Source organism: Actinoplanes sp. NPDC051405, assembly GCF_055586185.1.
In genome coordinates, this window is the sequence record NZ_JBVJIR010000021.1 from 86,644 (window position 1) to 102,872 (window position 16,229).

16 protein-coding genes are annotated in these 16,229 nt (G+C 72.6%); 5 read left to right on the plus strand and 11 right to left on the minus strand.

The genetic code is table 11. The annotated features are described in order from the left end of the window. Positions 1-6 precede the first annotated feature (6 nt). From ACZ6S4_RS36575 to ACZ6S4_RS36585, 3 genes are read left to right on the plus strand one after another with little or no spacing between them, the layout of a single operon-like run. The gene (locus ACZ6S4_RS36575; RefSeq protein ID WP_465479287.1) at positions 7-792 is read left to right on the plus strand and encodes an ABC transporter ATP-binding protein; all 786 of its coding nucleotides are present in this window, start codon (positions 7-9) and stop codon (positions 790-792) included. Further along, positions 789-1,550: an ABC transporter permease gene (locus ACZ6S4_RS36580; protein WP_465479288.1), complete on the plus strand. Its 762-nt coding sequence runs from the start codon at positions 789-791 to the stop codon at positions 1,548-1,550. Before ACZ6S4_RS36575 ends, ACZ6S4_RS36580 begins: the two co-directional genes overlap by 4 nt. A gap of 14 nt (positions 1,551-1,564) precedes the next feature. Continuing rightward, complete coding sequence (locus tag ACZ6S4_RS36585) at positions 1,565-2,332, plus strand: MerR family transcriptional regulator (protein ID WP_465479289.1); 768 nt, start codon at positions 1,565-1,567, stop codon at positions 2,330-2,332. Here the strand turns inward: ACZ6S4_RS36585 and ACZ6S4_RS36590 are convergent. Both ACZ6S4_RS36590 and ACZ6S4_RS36595 read right to left on the minus strand, forming a co-directional pair. Then, positions 2,329-3,444: a methyltransferase domain-containing protein gene (locus tag ACZ6S4_RS36590; protein ID WP_465479290.1), complete on the minus strand. Its 1,116-nt coding sequence runs from the start codon at positions 3,442-3,444 to the stop codon at positions 2,329-2,331. The genes ACZ6S4_RS36585 and ACZ6S4_RS36590 overlap by 4 nt on opposite strands. Continuing rightward, positions 3,437-4,612: a phosphotransferase family protein gene (locus tag ACZ6S4_RS36595; RefSeq protein WP_465479291.1), complete on the minus strand. Its 1,176-nt coding sequence runs from the start codon at positions 4,610-4,612 to the stop codon at positions 3,437-3,439. The genes ACZ6S4_RS36590 and ACZ6S4_RS36595 overlap by 8 nt, the downstream gene beginning before the upstream one ends. 98 nt (positions 4,613-4,710) lie before the next feature. Between ACZ6S4_RS36595 and ACZ6S4_RS36600 the strand changes: the two genes are divergently transcribed. Continuing rightward, positions 4,711-5,496, plus strand: coding sequence for a transglutaminase-like domain-containing protein (locus tag ACZ6S4_RS36600; protein ID WP_465479292.1), 786 nt, complete (start codon positions 4,711-4,713; stop codon positions 5,494-5,496). A 54-nt stretch (positions 5,497-5,550) separates the two neighbouring features. On the opposite strand, the gene alc is transcribed toward ACZ6S4_RS36600, so the two are convergent. Beyond that, a complete protein-coding gene (gene alc / locus ACZ6S4_RS36605) occupies positions 5,551-6,552 on the minus strand; it encodes an allantoicase (RefSeq protein WP_465479293.1) in 1,002 nt (333 codons plus the stop codon). Further along, entirely contained in the window at positions 6,552-7,865 is a 1,314-nt protein-coding gene (allB, locus tag ACZ6S4_RS36610) for an allantoinase AllB (RefSeq protein ID WP_465479294.1), read from the minus strand. The genes alc and allB overlap by 1 nt, the downstream gene beginning before the upstream one ends. A gap of 194 nt (positions 7,866-8,059) precedes the next feature. Here allB and ACZ6S4_RS36615 point away from each other — a divergent pair, with 194 nt between their 5' ends. Further along, the gene (locus ACZ6S4_RS36615; RefSeq protein WP_465479295.1) at positions 8,060-8,590 is read left to right on the plus strand and encodes a hypothetical protein; all 531 of its coding nucleotides are present in this window, start codon (positions 8,060-8,062) and stop codon (positions 8,588-8,590) included. A 12-nt stretch (positions 8,591-8,602) separates the two neighbouring features. Here the strand turns inward: ACZ6S4_RS36615 and ACZ6S4_RS36620 are convergent, their stop codons facing one another. The 7 genes from ACZ6S4_RS36620 to uraD form a co-directional block, all read right to left on the minus strand. Next, positions 8,603-9,751: a DUF6986 family protein gene (locus ACZ6S4_RS36620; protein ID WP_465479296.1), complete on the minus strand. Its 1,149-nt coding sequence runs from the start codon at positions 9,749-9,751 to the stop codon at positions 8,603-8,605. Positions 9,752-9,753: 2 nt separating this feature from the next. Then, on the minus strand, positions 9,754-11,301 hold the full coding sequence (gene aceB, locus ACZ6S4_RS36625) for a malate synthase A (protein WP_465479297.1): 1,548 nt from the start codon (positions 11,299-11,301) through the stop codon (positions 9,754-9,756). A gap of 196 nt (positions 11,302-11,497) precedes the next feature. Continuing rightward, positions 11,498-12,973: a DUF1996 domain-containing protein gene (locus ACZ6S4_RS36630; RefSeq protein ID WP_465479298.1), complete on the minus strand. Its 1,476-nt coding sequence runs from the start codon at positions 12,971-12,973 to the stop codon at positions 11,498-11,500. A 182-nt stretch (positions 12,974-13,155) separates the two neighbouring features. After that, positions 13,156-14,508: an 8-oxoguanine deaminase gene (locus ACZ6S4_RS36635; protein ID WP_465479299.1), complete on the minus strand. Its 1,353-nt coding sequence runs from the start codon at positions 14,506-14,508 to the stop codon at positions 13,156-13,158. Further along, positions 14,505-15,365 carry a factor-independent urate hydroxylase gene (gene pucL, locus ACZ6S4_RS36640; protein ID WP_465479300.1) on the minus strand — a complete coding sequence of 287 codons (861 nt, stop codon included), beginning with the start codon at positions 15,363-15,365 and terminating at the stop codon, positions 14,505-14,507. Before pucL ends, ACZ6S4_RS36635 begins: the two co-directional genes overlap by 4 nt. A gap of 3 nt (positions 15,366-15,368) precedes the next feature. After that, the gene (gene uraH / locus ACZ6S4_RS36645) at positions 15,369-15,731 is read right to left on the minus strand and encodes a hydroxyisourate hydrolase (RefSeq protein ID WP_451915079.1); all 363 of its coding nucleotides are present in this window, start codon (positions 15,729-15,731) and stop codon (positions 15,369-15,371) included. Further along, complete coding sequence (uraD, locus tag ACZ6S4_RS36650) at positions 15,718-16,227, minus strand: 2-oxo-4-hydroxy-4-carboxy-5-ureidoimidazoline decarboxylase (RefSeq protein ID WP_465479301.1); 510 nt, start codon at positions 16,225-16,227, stop codon at positions 15,718-15,720. The genes uraH and uraD overlap by 14 nt, the downstream gene beginning before the upstream one ends. Between the last annotated feature and the right edge of the window lie 2 nt (positions 16,228-16,229).

The following is a 16,229-nucleotide window of genomic DNA, read 5'->3' on the forward strand; positions in this document are numbered from 1 at the left end:
GGTGCCATGAGCACCTCACCGATGAGCGAACCCGCGATCCAGCTGCGGGGCCTGGAGAAGTCGTACAAGGAGCTGCGCGTGCTGCGCGGCGTGGACCTCGACGTGGCGCGGGGCAGCATCTTCGCGCTGCTCGGCTCGAACGGGGCCGGCAAGACCACGGTGGTGCGGATCCTCTCCACCCTGCTCAAGGCCGACGCCGGCAGCGCGACCGTCAACGGATTCGACATCGCGACCCACGGCGGCGACGTCCGCGAGTCGATCAGCCTGACCGGGCAGTTCGCCGCGGTCGACGAGATCCTCACCGGCCGGGAGAACCTCGTCCTGGTCGCCCGGCTGCGGCACCTCAAGAATCCGGGGACGATCGCGGACGGCCTGCTGGCGCGGTTCTCGCTGACCGAGGCGGGCGCCCGGCGGGTGGGTACGTACTCCGGGGGCATGCGCCGCCGGCTGGACATCGCGATGAGCCTCATCGGGGACCCGCCGGTGGTCTTCCTCGACGAGCCCACCACCGGGCTCGACCCGCAGGCCCGCATCGAGGTGTGGCAGGCCGTCCGCGAGCTCGCCGAGGGTGGTACGACCGTGCTGCTCACGACCCAGTACCTCGACGAGGCCGAGCAGCTCGCCGACCGGATCGCGATCCTGCACGAGGGCCGGATCATCGTGAACGGCACCCTCGACGAGCTCAAGCGGCTGCTGCCACCGGCCAAGGTCGAGTACGTCGAGAAGCAGCCCACCCTCGAGGACGTCTTCCTCACCCTGGTCGGCACCACCACGAAGGGCGAACAGCGATGAACAGGCACTTCCTGGGCGACACCGCCGTCCTGCTGGGCCGATCACTGCGCCACATCGTGCGCAGCCCCGACACCATCATCACCACCGTGGTCACGCCGATCGCCATGCTGCTGCTGTTCGTCTACGTCCTCGGCGGCGCGATCCAGACCGGGACCCGGTCGTACGTGAACTACCTGCTGCCCGGCATCCTGATCATCACCATCTCCTCGGGCATCTCCTACACCGCGTACCGGCTGTTCCTGGACCTGCAGAGCGGCATCTTCGAGCGGTTCCAGTCCATGCCGATCGCCCGGGCGTCCGTGCTGTGGGCCCACGTCCTGACCTCACTGGTCGCCAACTCCATCTCGCTCGTGGTGGTCCTGCTGGTCGCCCTGGTGATGGGCTTCCGGTCGGGTACGGGCGTGCTGGGCTGGCTCGCGGCCGCCGGCATCCTCGTCCTGTTCACCCTGGCGCTGACCTGGCTCGCCGTGATCCCCGGTCTGACCGCGAGCTCCGTGGACGGCGCGAGCGGGTTCGCCTACCCGCTGATCTTCCTGCCGTTCATCAGCTCGGCCTTCGTGCCCACCGAGTCCATGCCGGGCCCGGTCCGCGCCTTCGCCGAGAACCAACCGGTGACCTCGATCGTCAACACGCTCCGGGCCCTGTTCACCGAGCAGCCGGTGGGCTCCGGGATCTGGACCGCTCTGGCCTGGTGCACCGGCATCCTGGTCGTGACCGTGGCCTTCGCGATGCGCACCTACCGCCGCCGGATCAGCTGAGCGAGGATCGGAGCATGCTCACGATCGGCCAGCTGGCGGCGTACGCCGGTGTCACGGTGCGGGCGGTGCGGCACTATCACCAGATCGGGCTGCTGCCCGAGCCGGAACGGGACGCGTCGGGCTACCGCCGGTACGGCGCCCCGGCAGTCGTGGCGCTCATCAAGATCCGCACTGTCGCGGACGCCGGCGTACCGCTGTCGCAGATCGGGCTGATGCTGCAGGCCGACGCCGACACCCTCGCCGAAACCGTCGAGAAGATCGACAACGACCTGCGCGAGGAGATCGAACGGCTGGAGCTCAGCCGCAAGCGGATCGCGCAGCTCGCCGCCGGCGACGCTCTGGTGCTCCCGCCGGAGGTCACCTGCTATCTCGACCGGCTCCGCGAGCTCGGGGTGTCGCCGCGGATACTGGCGGGTGAGCGGGACGGGTGGATCCTGCTCGCGGCCCGGTGGCCCGAGCACATGCCCGAGGTCATCGGGTACAAGTTCGCGGAGCTGGAGGACCCGCAGCTCGTCCGGCTCTACCGGGTCCTCTCGGAGGTCGGGGACAGCGACGCCGACGACGAGTCGCGCCTGGAGGAGGTTGCCGACCTCATGGCCGGCCTGCTCGAGCGGGCCTACGCCGCCGGCGAGCCCGACCTGGGCGAGGAATGGCAGGACGAGATGCCGTTCGACCTGATGAACAATCTCGCCGCCGAGGCCGATCCGCGGATGCCACGGATCGTGGAACTCATGCGCGAACGCGGCTGGGACGGCTGGACCCGGCTCAAGCGGGTGGACTAGGCGAGGTCAGGGCGCTCCGGGCGCAGCGACCAGGCCGCCGGGGCCCAGATCGGCGCCTGCGGGTCACCGGTCAGCTGGAAGGTGATCTGCCACGCCCGCATCGACGGCTGGCCCGCCGCCTCCCAGCGGTCGATGATCGCGACCGCCTGCTCGCCGTACTCGATCGCCTGGTCTCCCCCGGCCAGGACCGAGCCGTCCGGCAGGATCGCCGCGCCGCCGGTGCCCTGCTCGTCGAGCAGCACCACACCGCTGACGTCCCGGTCGGGCAGTGCCGCGTGGGTGGCCCGGCTGCTCCACACGCCGGCCGCGTACCAGAGGTCACGGTAGGCGTAGGAGCCCAGCGGCGGGTCCCAGCGCGGCGGCGCGAACGGCGCGAACGCGGTCAGCGCGCCGGTCGGCACCGGATGCGGATGGGAGCGCGGATGGGCCGCGGTCAGCGGGCCGGCGGCGCTCATGAACCCGGACGGACAGATCACCGTCGCGGTGACCGGGCCCTCCGCGGCGCCGTGAACCGCCAGCACCGGGTGCGTACCGGCGTGCTCGACGGGCACGACGATCGGGCCCGGCCGGGTCTGCGCCAGCCAGCGCGGTGATACCCCGGCGACCCCGACGGTCACGATCGCCCGGTCGAAGGTCTCGCCCGGCGCGCCCGCGTAGCCGTCACCGGTGAGCACCCGTACGCCCTCGACGCCGGCCGCGGCCAGCGCGGCCCGGGCCCGTTCCGCGACGTCGGCCTGCACGTCCACGCTGGTGACCCGGGCACCCAGCGCCGCCAGCAGCGCGGCGTTGTAGCCGGTGCCCGCGCCGATCTCCAGGATCCGGGCGCCGGGCTGCACCTCGAGGCCCTCCAGCATGATCGCCATCAGCGACGGCTGGCTGGACGAGCTGACCGCCACCCGGGCGTCGACCTTGGTGACCAGCACGTCGTCGCGGTAGACGGCGTCGCGGAAACCCGCCGTGCCGGGCCGGGCCCACGAGCCGTCGCGGCGCTGGAAGCCCTCGGCGACGAACAGCTCCCGCGGCACCGCGGCGAACGCGGCGGCCAGTTCGGGCGTCAGCGGGGCGCCGTTGCGACGGAGCTGCTCCACGAAGCGTCGCCGCAGGTCAGTCACCCCACCACCGTACGGCCGCGGCGGCCGCGGCGCTCAGTCGCGCCGGCACGTCGGCCCGGTGGTACGGCCACTCGGCGGGCTCGATCCGGTCCAGGAACTCCTGGTACAACGCGGCGGAGCGCAGCTCGGCGACCGGCCTGATCAGGTCGAGGACCCGCTCGGGGTCGGCGCCGGGCACGTCCGAGCGCCACCGCTGGGCCCACTGCTGCAGCACCTTGCCGGGCTCCTCCAGCCCCTCGCAGAGCCGCAGGATGTCGTACGCCGGATGGGCGACCGTGGAGTCACCCCAGTCGACGATCACCCGGGACTCGCCGTCGGCGCGCACGTTGCCCGGATGCAGATCGCCGTGCACCAGCGTGTCGGGCAGTCCGCAGGCCTCGATCGCGGCGATCCGCCCGGGCAGCGCGTCCAGCACCGCCGCCAGCCCGTCGATCTCGTCCAGGAACGGCTCGGCCACCCGGGCCAGCCGGTCGATGTCGAAGCGCCGGTCGGGCACGCCGGCCGCCAGCAGCTCGTCGACCCGGCCGGCGAAGTGCACCTGGGCCGGGTGCCAGTCGGCGGCGACGGCCGCGCGGAAGTCCTCGTCGGCGTCGTACCGGTCCTCACCGGGCACGTGGGCGAGCAGCATCCGGCCCGGGGCGCCGGCCGCCAGGACCGTGGGCACCAGCCCGGGCTCGAAGCCGGCCAGCAGCGCCAGCACGGCGGGCTCGTGCGCGAACATCCGCGGGACCTGCTTGAGCCAGGCCACCGGGGTGCCGGCGGCGTCGAAGTGCCAGATCATGGACAGGTTCCAGGTGCGCTGCTGCACGGGGGTCACATCGTCGCGGCCGAGCGCGGCCAGCGCCCAGGCCACCGAGGCAGCCGGGCCGCCGGGTACGGCGTACGGGGCGCGCAGCGGGTGCGGCGTCAGGTCGGCCTCGGCCGGCGCGAGCGGCACGCCGGGCGGCTCGAAGACCTGGGCCAGGCAGGTTACGTGGCCGCCGGGCTGGGCCGGGCGGTCGGCCGTGAGCAGGCGCAACACGTGCACGTCGAGGCCGTGCCGCTCCCGGGTGGCGGCGACCACGTCGGCGGCCTCGGGCCACCAGGGCAGCTCCATCTCGACCGGTGGCAGGGCGCCGAGCACGGCACCGGCGGCATCGACGAGGACAAGCGTCACGGTTCGGCCCACGCCAGGACGGTAGCGGCCGGGCCGGGTTCGGGCGACCGTGTTTCCGCCACCCCGCGCCGTTACCCGGGCGACATCTGGACCCGGCTACCGTGACGTCCGTGAACAACTCCCAGGTCGGTGCCACGCTCGTCTTCGACGTCACCGAGCCCGCCGAGATCGTCCTGCTGATCGCCGCCACGGACCCGGTGTCGGAGTCCCTGTCGCTGTCCAGCGACGGCCGCAGCGTGGAGGCGGTGGAGCTGCCCGGTCGCCAGCACTACGTACGGGCCCCCAAGGGCAGGCTGACCGTCAACTACGCGGCGGAGGTGGCCGTCTCCCGGCCGGTCCCGGTGGACGTCACCGAGCTGGACCGGATCGTCGCGTTGCGGCCGAGCCGGTACTGCCCGTCGGACAAGATGGCCGGCTTCGCGGGCACGCTGTTCAGTGGCCTGCCGGACGCCACCGCGACGGTCCGGGCGATCCGCGACTGGGTGCACGACCACCTCAGCTACGAGGCGGGCAGCAGCGGGCCGAGCACCGACGCCGCGGACACGCTGCTCGACGGCCGGGGCGTCTGCCGCGACTACGCCCACCTCGTCGCCACGCTGTGCCGGGCGATGAACGTGCCGGCCCGCGTGGCGGCGGTCTACGCGCCGGGGCTGTCCCCGATGGACTTCCACCTGGTGGTCGAGACCGCGCTGGACGGCCGGTGGCAGGTCTGGGACGCGACCGGGCTCGCGCCCCGGCAGAGCCTGATCCGCATCGCGACCGGCCGGGACGCGGCGGACACGGCGCTGGCGACCACCCTGTCCGGCCTGCTGACCATGCCGGAGCTGGTGATCACCGCGGTGGCCGGCGGCGACCTGCCGCAAGACGACCACACCGGCCTGGTCGAGCTGGCCTGAGGAGGACAGGGGCCCGCGAGCGGACGCCGGGCGGGCACGAGCCGCCGCCGAGCCTTACGTCACAGCCTCGAAGCGGGCGCGCAGGACGGCCCCGTCCGGGCGGCCGTGCAGGCGCAGCCGGGCCATCCCGCCGTCCGGGAAGATGTCCAGCCGCACGTGGGTGGCGACCGGGACCACCGACACCCCGAAGCGGTGCCGGGTGTCCGGGGACAGCCGCACCTGCGGCAGCAGGTCGAACCAGTCGGTCGGGTCGTCGAGCAGCCCGGTGCGGGCGTCGATGCCGCGCAGGGTGGCGCTGCCCGGGGCATTGCCCTTGAAGTGGCTGGTGTCCAGCTCGGCCAGCTCGATCACCGACGGCACGGCCAGCTGCACCAGCACCCAGTCGTTGCCGTCGTCGCGGCGGCGGGAGGTCTCCCAGCCGTCGCCCATGGACCGGGCCAGGCCCGGGTAGATCATGTTCTGCGGGTGGCCGTAGAACATGTTGCTGCACCCGGCGATGCGGGCGCCGTACTCGGCCGCGGCCACGTCGAAGACGCTCGGCAGCAGCCGCGGGTCGGGCACGACCTCGCCGTGCACCCGCAGCCGGGCCACCCCGCCGTCCGGGTAGATGTTCAGCCGGATGTGGGTGTAGCGCTGGCTGGAGTCGACCGGGAACAGGTTCTGGCTGTCCCCGACCAGCGGCGAGCGCGGCACCAGCGGCACCCAGTGCGCCTCGGCGAGCTGGATCGGATCGGGATAGCCCTCCAGCGCCGCGCCTTCGACCGACGCGTGCGGCGGGTAGTTGCCGGTGAAGAAGGCGGTGTCGATGTCGATGCCGTGCACGATGCCCGGCGCGCCGAGCCGGATGATCGCGGTGTCGTGCCCGGGCTCGCGCCGGCGCCGGGTCTCCCAGCCGTCGTACACCTGGCCCTTGTGCCCGAAGGTCTGCGGCGCGAACACCGGCCGGGCCGGCTCGACGAGATGGTCGGCGGCGGCGAAGAACTCGTCGTTGGCGAACACCACCCCGCCGCCGAAGGTGCGCGACGCCAGGTCGGGCAGCAGCGTGAACTCCTCCATCAGGAACCCTCCCGGGTCAGGAAGACGCCGCGGGGGGCGTCGCCGGTCACGGTTCGTCCGCGCAGCCAGGTCGTGCGGACCACCCCCGTCAGGACCTTGCCCGCGTACGGCGTGACGGGGTTGCGGTGGTGCAGCCGTACGGGATCGACGGTGAAGTCCGCGGCCGGGTCGAAGGCGACCAGGTCGGCGTCCGCGCCCACCGTGATCCGGCCCTTGCCGGTGAGCCCGACCAGGTCGGCGGGGCGCCGGGCCATCCAGCTCACCACGTCGGCCAGGGAGTGTCCCCGGGCACGGGCGGCGGTCCAGACGACCGGCAGGCCGAGCTGCACCGACGCGATGCCGCCCCACGCTGCCGCGAAGTCGCCGGTGTCCTGCCGCTTGAGCTCGGGGCTGCACGGCGAGTGGTCGCTGACCACGCAGGTGATCAGGCCGTCGGCGAGCGCGGCCCAGAGCCGGTCGGCGTTGGCGGCGTCGCGGATGGGCGGGCAGCACTTGAACTCCGTGGCGCCGGGCGGGATCTCGGCGGCGTCCAGGGTCAGGTAGTGCGGGCAGGTCTCGGCGGTGACCCGCAGGCCGTCCGCCTTGGCCTGGGCGATCAGCGGCAGGGCGCTCGCCGCGGACAGGTGCAGGATGTGCACGCGCCCGCCGGTGGCGCGGGCGGCCTCGATCGCGGTGGCGACGGCGGCGTGCTCGGCGTCCGGCGGCCGGGAGGCCAGGAAATCCGCGTACGCCGGGGAGGACAAAGCGGCGTGCAGGTGGTCGGGGTCCTCGGCGTGCACCACGAACTGGGCGTCGACCGCGCGCAGGGCCTCGCCGAGCTGGTCGGGGGTGAGCGGCGGGAACTCGGGCACGCCGGAGTCGGCCAGGAAGGCCTTGAAGCCGTACACCCCGGCGGCGTGCAGGGCGGGCAGCGCGCCGGTGTTGCCCGGGATCGCGCCGCCCCAGAAGCCGACGTCCACGTGGATCTGGCCGCGGGCGGCGGCCTGCTTGACCGCGAGGGCGTCGGCGTCGACGGTCGGCGGCAGGCTGTTGAGCGGCATGTCCACGATGGCGGTGACCCCGCCGGCGGCAGCGGCCCGGGTGGCGGTGGCGAAGCCCTCCCACTCGGTGCGGCCGGGCTCGTTGACGTGCACGTGGGTGTCGACCAGGCCGGGCAGCAGGGCGAGGTCACCCAGGTCGACATCCTCGGCGGTCTCCAGCACGGCGGCGTAGTCGTCCACGGCGACTATCCGGCCCCCGGCGACCGAGACCGCGGCGGGCTGCTCGCTGCCACCGACGACGGCACGACGGGACCGCACCACCAGATCGACCATGCGCCGAGCCTAGCCGCCAACTGTTGCCACACGGCTACGTCGGGTGAAGCCGAGCCACAAGATCACAATCGGGTGTCCGGTTCCCGACCGGGCGGATCATCGGGGCTGAGCGGAGCGCCGTCGGCCCGGTATAAAGATCGCGCAGCGGGCGCAGCCCCCGACGCATCACCCGAGGGGGACGTGGAGTGCCGACCGTGCCGACCCGCCGTATGACCTCCCGCAAGGTGGCCCTGACCGCCGCGTTCCTCGCCCTGGCCGCGGGCGGCACCGCCGCCTGCGACACCACCACCTACGACGACTCCGACGACTCGACCTACGTCTACGACGGCCACGACGCTGGCCCGGGGTCGGACGCGGTGGCGGACACCGGCGAGGTGGACGACGAGGACGAGTACTACGACGAGGAAGAGGAGGAGGACCAGGAGCCGGTCGACGAGGTGTTCTACTGCGCCGACGAGGACGGCGAGATCGTCGACGAGGACAACTGTGCCGACGCTGATGAGACCTCGTCGTTCTTCCTGTACCACTCCCCCTACTACGCCCGGGGTCTCCGGCCGGGCACGTACCTCGACGGCGGCGACTCCTTCTCGGCCGGCGACCGGGCGACCCGGCGCGCGTTCAAGCTGCCGCCCACCGGCAAGGTCGGCAACGGCACCGTCAAGACCAACGTCGTCGGTCGCGGCAGCACCGGCTCCGACCTCGCCGGCGGCACCTCGGGCGGCTGAGCGGTCCGCCGCTCAGAGCAGTGCGGTCAGCTCCTCCCGGGTGAAGCCCGCGTCGTCCAGCGCCCCGCAGTCCAGCCCGCGCAGCAGATAGCCGGCCAGCGCCCGGGCCGTGGCCGGCTCGTCGAGGATGCCGCCCGACTGCCGGTCCAGATACCGGCGCAGGCGGATCGAGGCCGCGTCGACGCCGTCGGCGAAGAAGGCGTAGGTGGCCGCGAAACGGGTCGGCAGCTGCGCCGGGTGCAGATCCCAGCCCTGGTAGAAGCCGCGTTCCAGGGAGCGGCGGACCAGGCGGTGGTGCAGCGCCCAGGCGTCGTGGACGGCCACGTCCGAGCCCATCGGGAGGATGTTCGTCGAGCCGTCGGAGAGCCGGACGCCGGTGCCGGCCGCCGCCGCCTGGATGACCGCCTTGGCGTAGTCGGCGACCGGGTGGTCCATCGCCTGGTACGCCGCCGCCACCCCGGCCGCCGCACTGTAGTCGTACGTGCCGTAGTGCAGGCCCGTGCACCGGCCGTCGGCCGCGGTGATGAGGCGGGCCACGGTCGCTGTGCCGTCCGCGCCGAGCACCGCCGACGGCAGCTCGATCTGGATCTCGAAGGTCAGCGTGCCGGCGGCCAGGCCGTACCCGCGCTCCAGCGTCTCGCACAGCACGACCATGGCGGTGACCTGGTCCGGGCCGCTCACCTTGGGCAGGGTCACCGTGAACGGCTCCTGGTGCAGCGACAGGAACAGATCCAGGGTGCGCATGCAGCGGTGCCGGGTGGCCGCCTCCAGCGACTTGATCCTGATCCCGACGAACGGCGGGCGCGGTCCCTCGGCCAGCACGGCCACGGCCGCCTTGACCGCCGCGTCCTCCTGGTCGTCGTCGCGGACGCCGTAGCCGTCCTCGAAGTCGATCCGCAGGTCCTCGATCGGCTCGGTGGCCAGCTTGGCCCGGACCCGGTCGGCCAGCGCGGCCGGGAACGGCAGCGGCGGGCAGTCGTCCAGCGCCGCCAGCGCCTGGGCGCCCCACTGCCGGAAGCCGCCGATCCGGTCGGCCGGGATGTACACCGTGTGCACCGGCTGCCGCCCGGTCCGCTCCCCCGGATACCGCGTGGCGAGGAACCTGTCGTGGGCGGCGAGCCGGTGGTCCAGGGCGGCGTAGTCGTCGTCGCTGAGCCGCATCGTCAGTCGATCGAGTCGTAGGCGGCCGTCGTCAGGAAGTCCGCGAAGTCGTCGGCGAGGGCCACCCGCTCGAAGAGCTTGCGCGCGTCGTCGAAGCGGCTGCCCGCCCAGGCCTGGTCGCCCAGCGCCGCGCGGATCTTGGCGAGCTCCTCGTCCTCGATCCGCCCGACCAGGTCGGCCGTGATCGTGGTGCCGTCGTCCAGGCGTACCCCGTTGTGGATCCACTGCCAGACCTGGGAGCGGGAGATCTCCGCGGTGGCCGCGTCCTCCATCAGGTTGTTGATCGCGACCGCGCCGTTGCCGCGCAGCCAGGCCTCCAGGTACTGCAGGGCGACCGAGACGTTGCCGCGCAGGCCCGCTTCCGTCACCGCACCGCCGGTGGCCGCCACGTCGAGCAGCTGCGCCGCCTCGACGCTGACGTCGTCACGCCGGCGGTCGAGCTGGTTGGGCCGGTCGCCGAGCACCCGGTCGAAGATCTCCTGGCAGACCGGCACCAGGTCGGGGTGGGCCACCCAGGAACCGTCGAAGCCGTCGGCGGCCTCGCGTTCCTTGTCCTCGCGGACCTTGGCCAGGGCGACCTCGTTGACCGCCGGGTCGCGGCGGCTGGGGATGAAGGCGGCCATGCCGCCCATCGCGAAGGCCCCGCGCCGGTGACAGGTCGAGACCAGAAGCTCCGTGTACGCCCGCATGAACGGCGCGGTCATGGTCACCGCGGCCCGGTCGGGCAACACCATCGCCGGGTTGTCCCGGAAGTACTTGATGATGCTGAACAGATAGTCCCAGCGGCCCGCATTGAGCCCCGAGATGTGCGGGCGCAGCGCGTACAGGATCTCGTCCATCTCGAACGCGGCCGGAATGGTCTCGATCAGCACGGTGGCCCGGATGGTGCCGACCGGGATGCCCAGCGCCTCCTGGGCGTAGGTGAACACGTCGTTCCAGAGCGCCGCCTCTTTGTGCGACTCCATCTTGGGCAGGTAGAAGTACGGCCCGCTGCCCCGGCTGAGCAGCTCGGCGGCGTTGTGGAAGAAGTAGAGCCCGAAGTCGACCAGCGCGCCGACGGCCGGCTCCCCGTCCACCGGCAGGTGCCGCTCGTCCAGGTGCCAGCCGCGCGGCCGCATCACGATGGTCGGGTACGGCCCGTCGCCCAGCTCGTAAGTCTTCTTGTCGGTCTCCAGCCGGATCGTGCGCCGGATCGCGTCGTGCAGGTTCTGCTGGCCGTCGACCACGTTCGACCAGTGCGGGGTGTTGGCGTCCTCCAGGTCGGCCAGCCACACCTTGGCGCCGGAGTTGAGGGCGTTGATGGTCATCTTGCGCTCGGTCGGCCCGGTGATCTCGACCCGCCGGTCGGTGAGGTCGGCCGGTGCGGCCGGCACCTGCCAGTCGCCCGCGCGCACGTCGGCCGTCTCGGCCAGGAACCCGAGGCTGCCACCGGCGGCGATCTCGGCGCGCCGGGCCGCGCGGGCGGCCAGCAACTCGTTGCGCCGCGGGCGGAACCGCCGGTTCAGGTCAGCTACGAACGCCACGGCCTCGTCGGACAGAATCTCGGTCACGGTCGGCGACTCCCCTCACTGCGATGGCTGGCTCGGAACGCACGCCTCTCCTCGTACCGTATCGGTCTGCGCGCCGGCCGCACGGAACTCGGTCCGGACATGGCAGTGGCCCCCGCGGGGAAACGGGGGCCACTGCTTTTCTCTATCTGGGGATGAGGGCGCCCCTGGGGATGGGGGGGCACCCGGTGGTGCCGACCTAGAAGTTGCCGAACGAGTCGCACTTGGCTTTCTGGACGATGCAGTTCTTGACCCGGCTGCCGAGCGCCTCGTCCTCCCAGGCGAAGAACGCGTCGCCGTGCATCGAGGAGGCGTTGCCCGACGACAGCTTGAAACCGGCCGTGCTGCCCGAGGTCGGGTAGCCGATCACGAAGGACAGCGACGGGATCGCCACCGGGAACTTGCCGCTCGCGCAGGTGCCGTCCGGGCCGGTCCCGCCGACGTGCGACTTGTGGTCCGGGCTGTCCAGGTGCACGCCGTCCCAGCAGTCCGGGAAGGTGAGCTGGAAGGTCAGCTCGGCGGTCTTGGCGCAGACCGGCCAGTTGCCGTCCGCGCTGCGGCCGACCTCGCCGCCGGCCCCGGCGCACCAGAACTGGCCGGGAGCGCCCTGCGGGGTGGCCACCTGCCGCTTGGCGTCGCCGACGATCATGCGGAAGCCCTGCGGGAAGGGCACGGTCCTGGTGGGGTCCTTGAGGCGCGAGCCGTAGTAGACGGTGACACCGTGCGGGTTGACGGCCTTGCCGTTCTCCTGCAGCTCGGGCACCCAGTACGCGGAACGGTCCTCGCCGGGCTTGCAGCTCGACCCGGCGTTGGCCAGCAGCGTCATGGTCGTGGTGTTCGCGTCGGTGCTGTTGTTGCCCAGGAACGTGTGCATGTGCGAGGCACCGGACATGCCCGGGAAGACGATCGGGTCGTCGGGCTTGGAGTGGCTGACCGTGCAGGAGGCGTTGAACTCGGGCACCCGTACGTTGCCGGCCGGCACGGCCTTGGGCTTCATCGCCTCGAACGCGGCCAGCTGCGCCTTCCACTTGGCCTGGTCCATGGTCACCCAGCCGTCACCGGAGGGCGTCCCGCCCGGGGCAGAGGTGGTGGGTGCGGAGGGTGCGGGTGCGGAGGACGTCGGCGTGGCGGGCGCAGCCGCTCCGAACGTGAACCAGTTGACGTTCACGAAGTCACCGGCCTGCGCGCTCTTGAGCACGGCGAAAACGGTCTGCTGCCCCGTGGGTACGGACTTCGCCGTCGCAGTGACCGTCGACCACTTCTGCCAGCCACCGGTCCGGGCGACCGGGAACGTCGCCAGCAGCGCGCCGGTCTGCGAGCCCAGGTGCAGCTCGATCGACCCGCCCGTGGCGTTGTCCGAGGCGATCCGGGCGGAAAGGCCGGCGCCGGTCACCGAGACGTTGTCGTAGCGCAGCCAGTCCCCGGCGGCGAGCCAGCCGACGTTCTTCCCGCCGTCGGCGTCGCCGGTGCCCTCGACCTGCGCGCCGGACTGGGCGGCGTACGCCTCGGCCTGCACCCGGCCCGGCACCACGGTCTCGGCGGCGCTCGCGTTGGCGATGTAGATACCACTACCGCCCAGCGCGGCGGCGACCGCGGCGGCCAGGGCGACGCGGGTGGTGCGCCGGCGCCGCTTGGCGACCTCGCCGGGCGCGACATGGGCTCCAGTTGTTCGCATAACCATTCCTTCGCTGCGGCCGTACCGGGGCGGTGAAAGCTATTCGCCAGGGAGTATGCACAGCTCAGGAGGCTTGTATCAAGGCGCGAAAGAAGATTTGAAAATTGCCCGACAATGGCCCGCAGGTCGCGGCGGTCTCGCTTCCCGATAACAATTAATCGAGGCGGCTTCCTTAAGTTTTCCTAAAATCCGTCGAGCAGCCGACGGTGGGCCCGGCGAGCGCGCAGCGTGAGCGCGCGGGCGTCGGCGTTGACCAGCCGGCCGCTCTCCACCACCGGGCGGCCGCCGACCAGGGCCAGCTCCACCGGCGCGGCGGGACCGAGGACCAGCGCCGCGACCTTGTCGTCGATGCCGTCGTGGCCGAGCCCGTCCAGGCGCCAGAGCACCAGGTCCGCGAGCTTACCCACCTCGATGGAACCGAGGTCGTCGGCCCGGCCGAGACAGCGGGCGCCGCCCATCGTGCCGAGCCGCAGCGACTCGCGGGCCGACAGCGAGGTCGGGCCGCCGCGCAGCCGGGCGACGTACAGCGCCTGGCGCAGCTCCTCACCCAGGTGCGCCGCCTCCTGCGAGGCTGAGCCGTCCACGCCGAGGCCCACCGGGGCGCCGGCGTCGAGCAGGTCCCGGACCCGGGCCAGGCCGGCCCCGAGGCGGGCGTTGGAGCTGGGGCAGTGCGCGACCCCGGTGCCGGTCGCGCCGAGCTTGGCCACGGCCGCGTCGTCCAGGTGTACGCCGTGCGCCAGCCACACGTCCTCGCCGAGCCAGCCGAGCTGTTCCGCGTACTCCACCGGGGAGCAGCCGAACCGGGAACGGCAGAACTGCTCCTCGTCGTCGGTCTCGGCGAGGTGGGTGTGCAGCCGGACGCCCTTACGCCGGGCCAGCGCGGCGGCCTCGCTCATCAGCTCACGGGTCACGGAGAACGGCGAGCAGGGCGAGACGCCGATCCGCAGCATCGACCCGGGCGACGGGTCGTGCCACCGGTCGATCGCCGCCTCGGTGGCCGCCAGCGCCGCGTCCGTCTCCTCGACCACGTTGTCCGGCGGCAGCCCGCCCGAGGAACGGCCCAGGTCCATCGAGCCGCGGGTCGGGTGGAACCGCAGCCCGATCTGCCGGGCGGCCTCGATCTCGGCGGCCAGCACGTCGCCGCCGTCGTGCGGGAAGACGTAGTGGTGATCCATGCTGGTCGTGCAGCCCGAAAGGGCCAGCCAGCCCAGGCCCGCGCCCGCGGCGGCACCGACCGCCTCGGCGTCGATGCGGCCCCAGATCGGGTAGAGCGTGGTGAGCCAGCCGAACAGGTTGTCATCCTGGGCCAGGCCCCGGGTGACCCACTGGTAGAGGTGGTGGTGGGTGTTCACCAGGCCGGGAGTGAGCAGGCAGCCGGTGCCGTCGACCCGGCGCGGCGAGCCGGCCACGGCACCCGGGCCACCCGCGCCGACCGCGGCGATCCGGCCGTCGTCGCCGACCACCACGTGGCCGTCGGTGTGCTCGGTGCCCTGCGCGTCGACCGTCGCGACGGTGACGTTCTCGATCACGATCACAGGTACCACTCCGCACTGGCCGGGGACACGTCGTCGCGGGTGACGGTGCCCTCGATGAGACCGTACGGGCGGTCGCCGGCCTGGAAGACCTCCTGCGGGTTGTCCAGCCCGAACGGCGACAGGTCCATCAGGTAGTGATGCTTGTTGGGCAGGGCGAGCCGGATCTCGGCGATCTCCGGCCGGCTCTCCAGCGCCCGCTGCCCCATCGCGTACAGGGTCTGCTGCAACGAGTAGCTGTAGGTGTCCACGAACGCCTCGACCAGCGCCTGCGTCGCCCCGGCGAACGAGTCGTCCCAGTCGGCGGCGTCGTCGCGGTGCCGCCAGCGGGCGTCGACCGCCGTGGCCAGGATGCGGTCGGTCGTCTCCGGCAGCGTCGTGTACTTGTCGCGGGGATACCCGTGGAACTCCGAGTCGGTCGTGTTCAGCAGGACCAGGTCCTTGAGGCCGGAGACCACCTGCGTGCCCTGCTCCGCGACGGTCACCACGGCGGTGCGGACGTGGTCGCCCGAGCGGCGGAACGAGTGCGGGCCGAGGCGCTCCCAGCCGTACGCCTCCAGCGTCACCTTGGCCGCGGAGACCTGCGGCTGCGTGGTCACGAAGTGCCGGGCCAGCAGCAGGCCGAACGCCTCGGGGGCGCCGACGCCGTGCTCGCGGGCGAACGCGTACACCGTGTTCTTCATCGTGTCGGTGGGCAGCACCCCGGCGTTGTCGCCGCTCAGGTGCGTCGCCGCGAGGTCGCCGGAGAGCGCGACGCTCACGTTGAGATCCACCAGGTCATGGCGGTCACCGCCGCGGCGCACGTGCACCAGGCGGGTCTCCGCCTTGCCGTACCGGTTGCGGCCCAACACGATCGCCACGGGTCAGCTCCCTCGGTAGGTGGTGTAGCCGTAGCGGCTCAGCAGCAGCGGCACGTGGTAGTGCCGGTCCGGGTCGTGCACGTGGAAGGCGACGGTGATCTCCGGGAAGAAGGCCTGACCACCGAGGTACGGCTCCACGTAGAACACCAGCCGGTAGCCGCCGGCCTGCCAGTCGTGCAGCGGGACCCGGTGACGCAGCCGGCCGTCGTCGTCGGTGCGGCCCTCGGCGATCAGCTTCCAGCCGTCGGAGTCGCGGCGCTCGAGGCGCACGTACACGTCGCGGGCCGGATCGCCGGTGACCGTGTCCAGGATGTGGGTGGAGATCCTGGCGTGCGACGTCGCCGCCGTGCCATCAGTCGAGGGCATCGAGCAGCCTCTCCAGTCGCAGCAGGGCGATCTTGCGCAGCTCGTCGGTGACGACGGCCCGCTCGGTCGCCTCGTCGTTGCCGATCCGCTCGCGTGCCGCCGCCAGGATCTCCTCCTGGGTCCGCCCGCTGGCAAAGATCAGGAACACGTGCCCGAACTTGTCCTCGTAGGCGTGGTTCGCCGCGGTCAGCGCGACCCTGGTCTCGTCGTCGCCGCTGCCCGCGGCCGTCGACTGCTCCCGCCGCGACCACGCGGCCTCCTTCGAGTCGCCCTGCGCCCGCTCGCCGATCCGCGGATGCGCCGACAGCCCCTGCAGGACCTCGGGCCAGCTCAGGCTGCGTGCGGCCGCATCGGCCGCGGCCATGACCGCTTCCTTCGACGGGTACGGCCGCAGCGCCGCGACCGCCCGGCCCCACGCGGGAGCGGCGCACACGGCGAGCAGCTCCGCCTCGAGCTTGCCGGCGGGCAGGGAGTTGAACGCCTCGACCCGGTCCATCC

Coding starts and splice junctions, on each gene's coding strand:
- allB (WP_465479294.1), bottom strand. CDS start 7,865: ATGGTCGATCTGGTGGTGCGGTCCCGTCGTGCCGTCGTCGGTGGCAGC.
- ACZ6S4_RS36630 (WP_465479298.1), bottom strand. CDS start 12,973: ATGCGAACAACTGGAGCCCATGTCGCGCCCGGCGAGGTCGCCAAGCGG.
- uraH (WP_451915079.1), bottom strand. CDS start 15,731: ATGCCCTCGACTGATGGCACGGCGGCGACGTCGCACGCCAGGATCTCC.
- ACZ6S4_RS36575 (WP_465479287.1), top strand. CDS start 7: ATGAGCACCTCACCGATGAGCGAACCCGCGATCCAGCTGCGGGGCCTG.
- ACZ6S4_RS36585 (WP_465479289.1), top strand. CDS start 1,565: ATGCTCACGATCGGCCAGCTGGCGGCGTACGCCGGTGTCACGGTGCGG.
- ACZ6S4_RS36580 (WP_465479288.1), top strand. CDS start 789: ATGAACAGGCACTTCCTGGGCGACACCGCCGTCCTGCTGGGCCGATCA.
- uraD (WP_465479301.1), bottom strand. CDS start 16,227: ATGGACCGGGTCGAGGCGTTCAACTCCCTGCCCGCCGGCAAGCTCGAG.
- alc (WP_465479293.1), bottom strand. CDS start 6,552: ATGGAGGAGTTCACGCTGCTGCCCGACCTGGCGTCGCGCACCTTCGGC.
- ACZ6S4_RS36620 (WP_465479296.1), bottom strand. CDS start 9,751: ATGCGGCTCAGCGACGACGACTACGCCGCCCTGGACCACCGGCTCGCC.